The 12,496-nt window shown below is 42.9% G+C and carries 12 protein-coding genes; 5 read left to right on the forward strand and 7 right to left on the reverse strand.

The genetic code is table 11. The features are described from left to right. Positions 1-70: 70 nt before the first annotated feature. The 4 genes from ACP14V_RS12620 (at position 71) to ACP14V_RS12635 (ending at position 4,795) form a co-directional block, all read left to right on the forward strand. Positions 71-2,287 carry a DUF5916 domain-containing protein gene (locus tag ACP14V_RS12620; RefSeq protein WP_272608263.1) on the forward strand — a complete coding sequence of 739 codons (2,217 nt, stop codon included), beginning with the start codon at positions 71-73 and terminating at the stop codon, positions 2,285-2,287. A gap of 67 nt (positions 2,288-2,354) precedes the next feature. Continuing rightward, complete coding sequence (gene rpe, locus ACP14V_RS12625) at positions 2,355-3,014, forward strand: ribulose-phosphate 3-epimerase (RefSeq protein WP_272608265.1); 660 nt, start codon at positions 2,355-2,357, stop codon at positions 3,012-3,014. Continuing rightward, positions 3,014-4,000, forward strand: coding sequence for a YpdA family putative bacillithiol disulfide reductase (locus ACP14V_RS12630; protein ID WP_272608267.1), 987 nt, complete (start codon positions 3,014-3,016; stop codon positions 3,998-4,000). The genes rpe and ACP14V_RS12630 overlap by 1 nt, the downstream gene beginning before the upstream one ends. A 45-nt stretch (positions 4,001-4,045) precedes the next feature. Further along, on the forward strand, positions 4,046-4,795 hold the full coding sequence (locus ACP14V_RS12635; RefSeq protein WP_272608268.1) for a hypothetical protein: 750 nt from the start codon (positions 4,046-4,048) through the stop codon (positions 4,793-4,795). A 3-nt stretch (positions 4,796-4,798) separates the two neighbouring features. On the opposite strand, the gene ACP14V_RS12640 is transcribed toward ACP14V_RS12635, so the two are convergent. The 6 genes from ACP14V_RS12640 to ACP14V_RS12665 all read right to left on the reverse strand — a co-directional run bounded on the left by ACP14V_RS12640 (position 4,799) and on the right by ACP14V_RS12665 (position 9,514). Further along, complete coding sequence (locus ACP14V_RS12640; protein ID WP_272608270.1) at positions 4,799-5,848, reverse strand: D-alanine--D-alanine ligase; 1,050 nt, start codon at positions 5,846-5,848, stop codon at positions 4,799-4,801. Beyond that, the gene (locus ACP14V_RS12645; protein ID WP_272608272.1) at positions 5,845-6,567 is read right to left on the reverse strand and encodes an NRDE family protein; all 723 of its coding nucleotides are present in this window, start codon (positions 6,565-6,567) and stop codon (positions 5,845-5,847) included. Before ACP14V_RS12645 ends, ACP14V_RS12640 begins: the two co-directional genes overlap by 4 nt. Continuing rightward, the gene (locus ACP14V_RS12650) at positions 6,555-7,040 is read right to left on the reverse strand and encodes a DinB family protein (protein WP_136566452.1); all 486 of its coding nucleotides are present in this window, start codon (positions 7,038-7,040) and stop codon (positions 6,555-6,557) included. Before ACP14V_RS12650 ends, ACP14V_RS12645 begins: the two co-directional genes overlap by 13 nt. A gap of 2 nt (positions 7,041-7,042) precedes the next feature. Next, complete coding sequence (locus ACP14V_RS12655; protein ID WP_272608273.1) at positions 7,043-7,696, reverse strand: LysE family translocator; 654 nt, start codon at positions 7,694-7,696, stop codon at positions 7,043-7,045. Between the two features lie 106 nt (positions 7,697-7,802). Next, positions 7,803-8,249 carry a YHS domain-containing (seleno)protein gene (locus tag ACP14V_RS12660; RefSeq protein WP_136566454.1) on the reverse strand — a complete coding sequence of 149 codons (447 nt, stop codon included), beginning with the start codon at positions 8,247-8,249 and terminating at the stop codon, positions 7,803-7,805. Positions 8,250-8,416: 167 nt separating this feature from the next. Then, positions 8,417-9,514, reverse strand: coding sequence for a DUF2911 domain-containing protein (locus ACP14V_RS12665; protein WP_272608277.1), 1,098 nt, complete (start codon positions 9,512-9,514; stop codon positions 8,417-8,419). Between the two features lie 138 nt (positions 9,515-9,652). Between ACP14V_RS12665 and ACP14V_RS12670 the strand changes: the two genes are divergently transcribed. Then, on the forward strand, positions 9,653-10,690 hold the full coding sequence (locus tag ACP14V_RS12670) for a helix-turn-helix transcriptional regulator (RefSeq protein ID WP_272608279.1): 1,038 nt from the start codon (positions 9,653-9,655) through the stop codon (positions 10,688-10,690). Between the two features lie 94 nt (positions 10,691-10,784). Here the strand turns inward: ACP14V_RS12670 and ACP14V_RS12675 are convergent, their stop codons facing one another. Beyond that, positions 10,785-12,365, reverse strand: coding sequence for an arylsulfatase (locus tag ACP14V_RS12675; protein WP_272608281.1), 1,581 nt, complete (start codon positions 12,363-12,365; stop codon positions 10,785-10,787). Between the last annotated feature and the right edge of the window lie 131 nt (positions 12,366-12,496).

The following is a 12,496-nucleotide window of genomic DNA, read 5'->3' on the forward strand; positions in this document are numbered from 1 at the left end:
CCCCAAAATTGCTTGACAATGATGTTAGGGTTACTGTTCTTTGAAACCATCATTAAAAAACGAGCAGTTCATGAAAAGATTCTGGGCCGCATCCTTATTGTCATTGGTCCCACTTGTAACCGTATCCCAAAATGGCGGTGGTAATACAAGGGCTTTATTCAAATATCAAATTCGAAAAGCTACGGAGCCCATTGCGTTGGATGGAACGATTGGGGAAAAAGAGTGGGAGCACCATCAACTAGCAACCAATTTTTTCAATCATTGGCCCAATGATGAGGGGCAGGCCCAGAATCAAACTGAAGTACGGGTTACGTATGACCATGAAAATGTCTATATCATGGCCAAATGCTATGATTCTGGTGCGCGAATTGTACAATCACTGGTACGCGACAATGACGATGATTATTGGGGAAGCGATAATTTTTCGGTGGTCCTAGATCCCGTAAACACCAAACAAAGTGGATTGCTGTTCGGGGTTACCGCTGGGGGATCCGAGCTGGAGGGCAGTTTGGTCATTGAGGATGGACAAACATGGATGTCCCCGAATTGGGACAATAAATGGTCCTCTAAAACCGCACAGTACGCTGACTACTGGGTCGCAGAAATAGCCATTCCCTTGAAAACATTGCGCTACAACCCCAACCAACGGGATTGGGGCATTAATTTTATACGTGGAGACAAACAGAACAACGCCTATACCACTTGGACCCAGTTTCCCGTAAACTTCAATGGCGTGAGCATCAACTATATGGGAACCTTGGAATGGGACCAAAGTCCCGAAAAAGCTAAGGGAACCTTTATTTTGAATCCCTATGTCACCAGTTCTTCAATACGTGATTTTGAGGACAGTGAACAACAAGAGGCCGAGCTCAACAATGACCTTGGTGGTGAGGTAAAAGTGGCCTTGACCAGTAGTTTGAATCTAGATCTTACCCTATTCCCTGATTTTTCCAATGCCGATGTGGACCAACAGGTGACCAACATTACCCGCTTTGATATTTTTTTACCGGAGCAGCGTAACTTCTTTCTGGAGAACAATGACATCTTCTCCAATTTTGGCACATACGATATTAAACCTTTCTTCTCCCGGAGAATCGGTATCATGGAAGGCAAAGCCATTCCTATTGATTTTGGAGGCAGGCTAACCGGGAACATCACCCAGAACCTACGGGTTGGGGTCATGAATGTGCAGACCCGGCGCACGGATGAATTTGCGGCACAGAATTATAGTGTGGCAGCCTTTCAACAAAAAGTATTACAGCGTTCCGCCATCAAGGCTTTGTTCATCAACAGGCAGGCCACCAGTACCACTTCGGAGATGGAGTATTCCAGAAATGCAGGGTTGGAGTTCAGTTATATTTCCGAGAGCGGCAAGCTCAACAACACCTTCATGTACCATACTTCCCTGACCCCAGAAAACTTGGAGGACACCCATTTTTATGGTTTTACGGGAAACTATCTGACCAAACGGTTCAGAACAGGATGGCTACTCAATATTGTGGGCGAAAACTATATCACAGAGCTTGGGGTTAATCCTCGGTTGGAAAACTATAATGCCTTGACCGAGGAAACCGTAAGACTTGGTTATACCCTATTCAATCCTTGGGTACGTTATCTTTTCTTTCCTGAAGGGGAGAATAGTAAATTAAATTATCATGGACTACGGACCTGGAACAATCTCTATCTCAATTCCGATGCTAGCTTTAATGAGCTTGAGAACAATCTTGCCTACGATTTTGAATATCGGAATACTGCTAAACTCAACTTGATAGGTCGATACCAGAAAGTAGACTTGCTCTTCCCCACCGAATTGATCGGGGATGAATTCACTCCCATTCCCGTGGGCAATTATTCCTTTGCTCGATTTGATGTACAGTACAGCTCCGATGTTCGCAAAACCGTTGTATGGAACACCAATGTAGGGTATGGCCAATTCTTTAACGGCACCCGCCTAGGAGCCATGTTACAGGGTTCGTTACGGTTTAGGCCTTGGGGCACCTTTGGCCTCACCTATGACTATAACGACATCCGCTTGGCCGAGGGGTATGGGAAAAAGAATCTGCATTTGGCCCGATTCAATGGAAACATAAGCTTCTCCAACAAGCTTTTTCTCACCAATGTGGTCCAGTACAATTCCCGGGACAATAACTTCAGTGCATTTTCCAGATTGCAGTGGCGCTACAGCCCCATGTCCGATATATTCCTGATATACAACGAGAACCATGACACCGAAGGTCTGGGCATCAAAAACAGGTCCATGGTACTGAAGGTCACCTATTGGCTGTAGCAAATGAGTGTTTGATCCCATAAAGCCAGATCATTTGCTTATTTTTGTATCAGCTTTTAACGATCAAATGCAGAAAAAATTAGTTGCTCCCTCCCTATTGGCATCAGATTTTGCCAATTTACAACGCGATATTGAAATGGTGAACCAAAGTGATGCCGATTGGTTTCACTTGGACATCATGGACGGTGTGTTCGTTCCCAATATTTCATTTGGAATGCCCGTGGTACAGGCCATGGCCAAACATGCCCAAAAACCATTGGATGTACACCTGATGATCGTTGACCCCGATCGCTACATCAAAACCTTTGCGAAACTGGAAGTACATCATTTGACCGTACATTATGAGGCCTGCCCCCACCTGCACAGAACCCTTCAGGCGATAAAGGCCGAGGGCATGAAAGCCGGTGTAGCCTTAAATCCGCATACACCCGTAAGTTTACTGGAGGATATCATCCAAGATATCGACATTGTCATTGTGATGAGCGTGAACCCCGGTTTTGGTGGGCAGAGCTTTATCGAGAATACCTATCAGAAGGTAAAAGACCTCAAGGCACTCATTGAACGGAAAAACTCCAATGCCCTTATCGAGATTGATGGGGGTGTAAATGATGCCAATGCCAAAAAACTGGTGGATGCCGGAGCGGACATTTTGGTGGCGGGCAGCTTTGTCTTTAAAAGTGAGAATCCCACCCAAACCATCAAGGGATTGAAAGAAAAAATTGCATAATGCAGGATTTTGATGTTGTCATTATTGGAGGCGGCCCCATTGGTATAGCTTGTGGTCTTGAAGCCAAAAAACAAGGACTCACCTATGTGATCATTGAAAAAGGGCCCATTGTAAATTCCCTGTTCAACTATCCGATAAACATGCAGTTTTTTTCCTCATCAGAGAAACTGGAAATAGACGACATCCCCTTCATCAGCAAAGAAGCCAAGCCCAAACGCAATGAAGCCTTGGAATACTACCGAAGAATTGTGACCTCCAACCAACTCAATATCCATCTTTTTGAAAAAGTATTGGATGTGGAGCAAAAGACAACTTCCTTCAACATAAAAACGGACAAGGACACCTACAAGGCCAAAAACGTTATTGTGGCCACTGGTTTTTACGACCTGCCCAACAAAATTAACGTTCCGGGAGAGGATTTGCCCAAAGTTTCCCACTATTACAAAGACCCTCATTTTTATGCCAGTCAAAAATTGGCCGTGGTGGGAGCAAGCAATTCCGCCATTGATGCCGCTCTGGAATGTTGGCGGAAAGGCGCCGAGGTCACCTTGATCATTCGAGGTCCCGAAGTGGGGCAACGGGTAAAATACTGGGTGCGTCCCGATATCGTCAATCGCATTGAGGAAGGCAGCATAAAAGCGTATTACAACTCCACCGTGAAAGAAATCACGGAAAGTGAAGTCGTTATAAATACCCCCCAAGGTGAAGTTACCTTGACCAATGATTTTGTGCTGGCCCTGACCGGGTACATGCCCAATTTTGATTTTTTGGAAAAACTGGGCATCCAGCTTTCAGAAGATGGCAAAAAACTACCCTCTTATGACCCAGAAACCATGGAGACCAATGTTCCTGGATTGTTTTTGGCTGGAGTAATCTGTGGTGGTATGGAAACCCACAAATGGTTTATTGAAAATAGTCGCATCCATGCACCAATTATTGTAAAGGCCATCAAACAAAAGATGCAGTTGACTGGCAAAGAATCCTAAAAACGTATAAAATTTTGTATTTTCAGGGAACACACTTTGGTTGCCATGAAAATGATCAAACAGTTCCATTTAGCAGCTCAGTACCTAGCTACCGCTAGCAAAAGTTTTTTACCCCACAAGAAGGATGACAGCCATACGAATTTAGGGTTTTCAGTGGCCGATAAAAGTTTGCTCACTTGGCCTCTGAATACTTCTGGCACGCAATTGGGGTTAAATTATGGCACTTTTTCCCTTGACTGGAAGTCCAGTACAACACAGTCACTTTCCCTAAAGGGAAAGACCCATACAGAGGTGGTGGAATGGCTCTCCAAAATGGCAGAAGCCTCAGAGCTTGAAAAACCCTACCGATACAATCTTCATTACAGCTTGCCTTATACCATGGCTGAGGAGGAGGTATTTGAACTTTACAGTAATAGTGAAGTTGAAGAACTCATCCGTTTGCGGAGCTTGGCCCAAAAAGTACTTACCACATTCTTGAAGGATGAAAATTTGGAATCTGAAGTGCGTGTATGGCCCCATCATTTTGATACGGGTGCTTTTGCCCATCTCCATGATGGTTCAGGAAAATCAGTGGGATTGGGACTAGCCATTCCGGATAGTATGGAGAACGACTTCTATTTTTATATCAGTGGTTATCGAGGTAATACCCAGTTGCGAACGTGGGCCTTTAAGCCACTCGCCCAAGGCACATGGAAAAACAATGGGTTTAATGGAGCCATTTTACCCGCTTCCGATATAACGGAAGCAACGACATCTGCTTTTTTCAGGCAAGCCCTGAAGGCATATAAGTCCTAAATCTTATAATGATATCACTTTTAGCTTTGATTCCAAAGCCTCATGATCTCTAAGCATGGCCCTACCGTCTTTGAAGCTTAAATAGGAATGCCCCTTTTTGTGATTGAGAATGCTTACTTCATTCATATAACCCCAATGCTTGGCAATTTCGCGCCATGCGAAAAACAGGGAATGCTTGGGATCGTAAATATGGGTAGCCTCTCCCCCTGCCCCATTGATTTCAATCACACTAAATTTTTTGCCTTGGCTAAGCTCTTCAAAAGAATTGTACAGCACATCCAACCGACCATAGTGGAACTCTCTCATTTGGGAACAGATGCTGTTTACGACTTTCTCTAGGCCATCATTTAATTTATGGGTAATGTCCACAAATTTTGCGCCCCGAGTATGGCTTCCATAAGGCACCAGAATAAATTCCTCACCTTTTTTTAATACTGTTTTTAAAGTTTCCCCAAACTTCTTTTCCAAAGCCTTTAGCTGCAAATGGCTCCGATACTCCTTTTTGATCAATTCTTCGATGGTATTGGTTCCATTTCCAATGACGGAAAGAAATTCTTTGGACACAATGCCTGTGACCCTCCCCTTTTCCGAACCCGGTATACGCACATAAAAAATACCCACTTCCTTGGTATACGGAATGAGTTCTTGCACCAAAAAATGGGATGGGGTACGCTTAAGATAGTTTTTAAATTCGTCCTTATTGTAGATTTTATCCACCCCAAAGGCCTTCATCCCTATATCTGGTTTGGCAATGAAGGGAAAGCCAATATCCGATGCCAAAATTCTTTCCAGAGCCAGCTTGGAAGATTCATTTTTACCAACAAATACGGTTTTGGGGATAAACTGTTGCGGGATCATCTTATAGATCTCCATTTTGGATTCCATGGCCATACCCCCATTCTTCATGGCCGGATTTGCGGCATTGAAAAAGAAAAAGGAACGCGCCTTGATGGAATAATACAGCCAAACCGGAAACAATGGGTAGTAAATGGCCCATAACGGCCAGTACTCCCAATGGGTTAGCTTGTACCATTTTAGTTTAAAGCTGCTCATTTTACGGGTAATATGGATGTGGATGAAAAGGGCAATTCATAGAATTTGTCATCGAGAAGGTCAAAATGACGTAATAACATATCTTCCTGATCAATGACTACTTGGGTAACACTGAAGGTTTTGAGCCCGGTTTCACGATCAATGATAAAGCCGTTTTCAAAATCTTCGTGGTTGTTGGAATGGAAATCCACCACATCAGAGGCTTCAATATGGTCTTGGTCTTTCAAAAAATCCTCGAACATTTTGGCCCTATGGGCTATCACCTCATCATTATATAGCGTTGCAGATGACCAAATATGGTTTTTAGACTTGTCCAATGGCCTAAAATATTTCTGGCTCCCATCCCATCGAAATTCCAATAGATTTCCATTGAGCAACACCAGGGTGAAGGGTTCTATCTGGTATAAATCCATTTTTTGCAACAGTAACTCTGGCTCGGCGGAAGCTATCACATCCAACAATACCAATCCCCTACTCTTGGCATAGGGCCCTTGTGTCTGATGCCGAACAAAAGCCCCATTGAGCAAAACGGCCACATGTCCCAATTCATTGAGAGCAAACCAGGTCCCCCCTGCCTTAGGGTCCTTAGGAAATACAACCTTCAAGGAACCAATCATCTCTTCCTTGGGTTCAAAAGCCAAGGGGCGTGACACATGCTCATCACGATTGGAAGTGATAAAATATTTACCCCGTTCTGAGATGAAACTTACTGTGCACATGCCTGTTTGTGTTGTATGGTTGAAGGAGCCACGCCAAACGACTCTGGAAGCTCCATTTTAGTAAAATGTTGTATCCCCACTTTAATGAGTGCATGATGATGGATCGTATGTTCCAAGTTGTACATGACCTCCCTGAAGTAATTGGAATCCAAACAGGTTTCTGCCCCACATAAATCATAAGTAACCTTTATGGACTTATTGGGTCGTTCCAATTGTCTCTGAATCAAGTCTAACTGCTCAATCGCATAAGACAATTCTAGTTCAATACGTTGATTTCGTTCTCTACGGTCATAGGATACATCGGCCTGATCATACCCTTTCAGCAAGCATAGATAAAGTTCAATGATGTGTCTTGTATGCTGACCGATAGTTGAGTTAAATAGAACAGTGCACGATTTTGAGTAACATTCCCCCGGGATTTGCTGAAGGATTTGTTTGAACTGCTCAATGGTGTCCACAGAAGATTTGAACATACTCATTGTGTTTTATAGTTTAATCGTTTTTTGATGAACAGGTACATAAGATAGAAAGAAAATCCAAGGTATAGCAATCCCATGAGGAGATTGGTCACCCTGCTGTAATCATTATAATTTGTAAGAATATATTTTCCGGCTAGGACAAAAACACCCAGTCCGATCATGGTGCCAACACCGATTCCTGAGATGTAAAAGGAATAGTACTTTAGGTTTGCTCTTAAAATGCCTTTGTTTTCCAACACCTTGTTCCAAGTCATCCAAAATGGTATTTGAAGGGGATTCAAGGCACTGAGCAAAAATCCGAGCATGAAGGTGGACTTCAATTGGGGCAATACATCTATTTTAGAATCCACTTCGCTGATTTTGGCCAAATCCATAAAATGGGAAACAGACAAATACATCAATAATAAAACCCCGAACGGAAGAAGGTAATCCATGACTTTTCCATCCATTTGCAGTCTTTCAGTCCCATACAGGGTTAACCGCACCACTACAAGTTCCACCAAAATTACGGCAAGGCAAAACCATAGGGCCGAATACGTTCCCTGGGAAGCAGCAATATCAAAAGCCGTTAGGTTTAGTGTTCCTAAAGGCAATGCCCCTAAAAAACTAATGAGAAGACCTGAAAAAGCAACTTTTAAATAGTGTTTCATGCAACAGAAATGGCCAACGGGCTGTAAAACAATACCCTAAAGTACTATTCTAGACCCAGCAAAAACAAATTACCTATCTAGTTTAGACTACCTTATATCCAAAAAGTTACCGATTCTTTATTTTTTCCCAGTTCTTGTCCGCCTTTGTTTTTAGTTTATCCGGAGATTCATTCTGCCAGAGTTTCAAGGTATTGGTGTTTCCGGAATTATAGAACAGATACAACTTGTTGTCCCTAATTTCGAACGTTTTGGGATCCACATTCACTTTCTTTCCGGATACGGCCACTGCATAGGCGCAATATCCTCCATACTCAGGAAGATAGTTATTGGGCATTGCCTTGAACTTGTCCAAATTTTCCTGATTGTGAAACTTGAATTGTACCCCATCAAACTCAGTGGAGAATTTTTTGAGGCCCTCTTTGGCCTTCCCATCAAAGTATGCCACAACGTCATATCCATTGGCGGCATACCCCTTTTTAACATTGTAATCCACAGACTGTGCCTGAAGGAAAGTTCCCATCAAAAGGAACAGTACCACTACTATTTTTTTCATGTTGATTGTGTTGAAGGTTACAAAAATGCTGGTTCCATTGTGGAAAGACCAACCCAGTTGCTCTTCTTAGTCCTTAGAAATGGGACTTCCTTTCACAAAAAAGAAAAATAGTACCGAAAATCATCTACCAATAGGTATAAAAAGTTTGAATATCCTGGAATGATTTTTTAAAAGGGTAATTGATATGTGCCAGACTGCACCTCACCTATAATTTCTTGTACCCTTGGCTGAAATTGCTGTGGAGTTTCAGGTAAAACCGATTCCAATTCCTTTACGGCCCGTTTGGGATCGTTCAAAAAATAGTGGCTTATCCCTTTATTGATTTTCAGGAACCAAGCTTCTGGATATTCCTTGATCTTGGAACTGACAAAATCCAATGCCTTTTTCGGTTGATTCAACCGCAACATCAGCATGGAAGTACTATTGGCCTCCATGGCATTGTCCACCATTCCAGAAGCCTCATCCAAGACTGCAGATACCTCATCCGATCTACCCAATTGCTCCAAAAGCAATGCTTTGGTGGACATATTGGTCAGGTTTTTGTCTGCCGCAAAGCCATTGAATCCACCATTAATGGACCTATTGACCCACTGCAAGGCCTCTTCCAAGTTGGTATTGTGGTCCAAGCACCATCGGGCGGCATCGTTCCAGGCCTGCCAATGATAGGTATTTATTCCCCTGAGCTCGCTTCTAAAACTTTCCACCACGGTGGTTTCCAAATCCACGGACACGTTAAATGGAATGCGCTTGTCTCCCCATTCCAATCCGATAGTAACCGAATTTGGTGTCCAATCCAAAAACTCATAATCCAATTTTTCAGAAAATTCACAGGCCACTCCATTGACATTCACTGCTAGGGTAACATCATTTTCCCTATCCAAATAGTAGCTTCCCCATTGGTTATGGTTATGGGCGAACAGGAGTTCAAAATTGTTTCCATCCGGAACAATATGAAATCCATAGGTTCCCGCTTTAAGGGACTGTCCTTCAATGAGCACATCCGTACTGAAACTGATGGTGGTGTTCATGTTGGCCCCTGCACGCCAAGCAATGGGCTCCCCTTTTTGGGGGATAATGTTGGGATTATTCCATACATCCCTACCGTTTACAGATGGGCTACCGTAGCTTATGGTAATATCGGTCACGGCCAATTGTTGGGTTTCGCTGACCTGGTTACTGGTCTGCGGTATTTTTAAGGTGTGGAATTGGGCAAATGCCCCCAAAGGTGCACTTAGTAACAGGGCACATACAAAAAGTCTTAGCATTATATTTTTCATTTTCAACTTTATAATCGTTAACATTAATTGGCTTGCCATTAACCCATTGAATGACTTATATTGTGCAAGCTTAGTTCGATTTTGGGCTTTTTGATTCCTGATTTTCGAATTCCGAAGATGTTTTTTATGAAAGATTTTCTTTTTTTGGCCTTCTTTTCGGGTATTGCCATAGCCTTGGGCTTCTTGATTTCTTTTTACCTCCTTTTTGTGCGAAACGAACAGCGTTTTAAACTAAAGTTTTTGGGTTTTCTCTTTATGGCCCTTTCCCTACGGATTGTAAAATCCATTTTGTTTTTTTCGGGAGAGATTCCCAATCTCGCCGTGGCCATTGGATATTTGGGCCTTTCGTGTATTGGCCCTCTTCTATGGTTATACTTTAAGTATTTTGATGTTGAAACCCAAAAATTGGCACCAAAGGACTTACTTCATTTTATACCTGCACTTATAGGTATGGTCCATATTGCCTTGTCCCAAAACCCTGTGGCCAGCTTCTACTATCTCTATACCACCTGCGGCCTTTTCATCTATGTATTGGCCGCTTGGTTCAAGTTTCGTCAGTATGGCGAAAGCAAAGCCGTTTTCCATAAATGGAATTCCCTTTTGATTCTCACTGTGGGATGTTTTGGAGGCATCTTTCTTTTTCAATTTTACACGGACACTATGTATAACTACGCCATGGGGGCAGTGGTTGCCGCGATCATGGTTTTTGGGCTTTTGGTCTTTCTGCTGAACAATCCTGTGCTCTTTCCTTCAAAAAAGAAAAGTATTGCGGTAGATTCTTCCCTTATCAATCGTATCAAATCCGAACTCAACACCCAAAAAATCTATCAGGAACCTTCACTTACCTTGGATAAGTTTGCCAAAAAATTAAATCACCCTGCTTACCTAATTTCCCGAATCATTAAACAGGAATACGGAATGACCTTTCCTGAACTCATCAACTACTGCAGGATACAACAAGTGGCCGCCGCCTTGTCCAATGGAAGGGGAAAAAATGTAAAAATTGAGGCCTTGGCCTACGAAGCGGGTTTTAATACCCCCTCCACTTTTTACACCGCCTTTAAAAAATTCACGGGAATGAACCCCACGGAGTTTCAGAGAACCCCGTCCAAAATACAGGCAGAAGTCCTCTCCAATCCAAATCTAGCCTATTTAAAAAAATGAAGTGTGGGTGGGACTATTTTTAGCCCACATAAACATGAGCTTTGTTCTCATTTTATGGTTTTTTGAAATAGCTAGACTTCCTTATGCAAGCCTTTTACTCTTGTTCGGCCAATAAGTCGTTTTCTATCAAAGGAATTCTAAACCGTTCTGTTTCCGCATTGGTATGCTCTTGATCAAAGATTTGCGCCGCTTTCTGGAGAATTTCGGGATGGTCTCTTGCAATATTATTGCTCTCCGCTGGGTCTTGTTCCAGATCATACAGTTCTAAAGTGGGAGCTTCCTTGTCTTTTAAATGTTGGCGCACTACTTTCCATTTTCCCATTCTGATGGCCACTTGTCCGCCATATTCAGGAAATTCCCAGAATAAGAAATCGTGCTGTTGCTGCCCCTCGGTTCCGAGCAAAGTGGGCAAAAAACTGATTCCATCGGTGTCTTTTGGGGCTTCATAGCCTACAACATCGGCCAAAGTGGCCATGACATCATAATGGGCCGAAATATGATCCGATGTGGTCCCCGCCTTGATTTTTGCAGGCCATGAGGCTATCATGGGAACCCGTATACCGCCTTCGTAGACAAAACCCTTGCCTTGTCCATACGCCTCACCAAACGGGCCTGAGCTGTTAAAATAAGCCCCATCGGTTCCTCCCGTGAAGGTAACTCCATTATCCGAGGAGAAAATGATCAGGGTATTTTCGTAAAGTCCTTCTGCTTTTAAATACGCCACTAATTTCCCCACATTTTCATCCAAATAGGAAATCATCGCGGCATAGCCTGCCTTCGGATTTTGATGGGGAAAATAACCGTTCTGCCCCAAGTAAGGTTCTTCTTCACCAAACTTTTCCCTGTAGTGGTCTACCCATCGTTGAGGCGCTTGGATAGGATTATGGGGAATAGGGGTTGCCCAATAGAAGAAAAATGGGTTTTCCTTATTTTTTTGAAGGAAGCCCATCATTTTTTCATACATAAACTCCGGGGCGTAATCATTCAGATTATAATTCTTGTAGCTTTCTGGATCATGAGGGTCGGCGCCTTCTTCAAGTTTGGTATTGGGTGGAATAGTATCGTTGTTGAGATATACCCTATTCTCATTTTCATACAAATGAACTGGATAGTAGGTGTGTGCCTGCCTTTGACAGTTGTACCCAAAGAAATAATCGAATCCCATTTTAGTGGGAATGGCGTTGGTATGCGGAGCCCCGAGGCCCCATTTTCCAACAAGACCGGTAGTATACCCCTGTTTCTGAAGCAATTGTGGAAATAGCAAGGTAGAATCCGGTATAGGTCGTTGTCCTTCCAGTGTGGAGTCTTTAATAGCTTCCTTATAGTCCCAAACCTTGCCCCGTTCACGCCATTCGTCATTTCCCCTAATATAGGCATGCCCTGCATGTTTTCCTGTAAGCAACATGTAACGTGCCGGGGCACATACCGGGGCCCCGGTATAATGTTGCGTAAACAACATACCATTTTTAGCAAGGGCATCAATGTTGGGGGTTTCAATTTTTTCCTGACCATAGACACCCAATTCTCCATATCCCAAATCATCGGCCAAAATATATATGATATTCGGTTTCTGATCATTCTGAGTAATTTCTTTGGGTTCCTCCTTACAAGAAAATATCAGTATAGATAATAGGGATAGAAAGAAGAACTGCTGGGCTTGGTTTGTTGGTTTCATGAGATATTGCTAACTGTTGCCTACTAAAATAAAAACTATTTATAACCGTACAAAACACTTTTAATTTTGTGTAAAGTACACTCTGTCGAATACCAAGTACAATGGGCATTATCCTTATTGATTTAATGGAT

It is taken from the genome of Flagellimonas alvinocaridis, from assembly GCF_965248585.1.
Lineage (GTDB): Bacteria > Bacteroidota > Bacteroidia > Flavobacteriales > Flavobacteriaceae > Flagellimonas > Flagellimonas alvinocaridis.

Excerpts from the sequence above, each read along its gene's own strand:
- ACP14V_RS12620 (WP_272608263.1), top strand. The coding sequence starts at position 71 with ATGAAAAGATTCTGGGCCGCATCCTTATTGTCATTGGTCCCACTTGTA.
- rpe (WP_272608265.1), top strand. The coding sequence starts at position 2,355 with ATGCAGAAAAAATTAGTTGCTCCCTCCCTATTGGCATCAGATTTTGCC.
- ACP14V_RS12630 (WP_272608267.1), top strand. The coding sequence starts at position 3,014 with ATGCAGGATTTTGATGTTGTCATTATTGGAGGCGGCCCCATTGGTATA.
- ACP14V_RS12635 (WP_272608268.1), top strand. The coding sequence starts at position 4,046 with ATGAAAATGATCAAACAGTTCCATTTAGCAGCTCAGTACCTAGCTACC.
- ACP14V_RS12640 (WP_272608270.1), bottom strand. The coding sequence starts at position 5,848 with ATGAGCAGCTTTAAACTAAAATGGTACAAGCTAACCCATTGGGAGTAC.
- ACP14V_RS12645 (WP_272608272.1), bottom strand. The coding sequence starts at position 6,567 with ATGTGCACAGTAAGTTTCATCTCAGAACGGGGTAAATATTTTATCACT.
- ACP14V_RS12650 (WP_136566452.1), bottom strand. The coding sequence starts at position 7,040 with ATGTTCAAATCTTCTGTGGACACCATTGAGCAGTTCAAACAAATCCTT.
- ACP14V_RS12655 (WP_272608273.1), bottom strand. The coding sequence starts at position 7,696 with ATGAAACACTATTTAAAAGTTGCTTTTTCAGGTCTTCTCATTAGTTTT.
- ACP14V_RS12660 (WP_136566454.1), bottom strand. The coding sequence starts at position 8,249 with ATGAAAAAAATAGTAGTGGTACTGTTCCTTTTGATGGGAACTTTCCTT.
- ACP14V_RS12665 (WP_272608277.1), bottom strand. The coding sequence starts at position 9,514 with ATGCTAAGACTTTTTGTATGTGCCCTGTTACTAAGTGCACCTTTGGGG.
- ACP14V_RS12670 (WP_272608279.1), top strand. The coding sequence starts at position 9,653 with ATGAAAGATTTTCTTTTTTTGGCCTTCTTTTCGGGTATTGCCATAGCC.
- ACP14V_RS12675 (WP_272608281.1), bottom strand. The coding sequence starts at position 12,365 with ATGAAACCAACAAACCAAGCCCAGCAGTTCTTCTTTCTATCCCTATTA.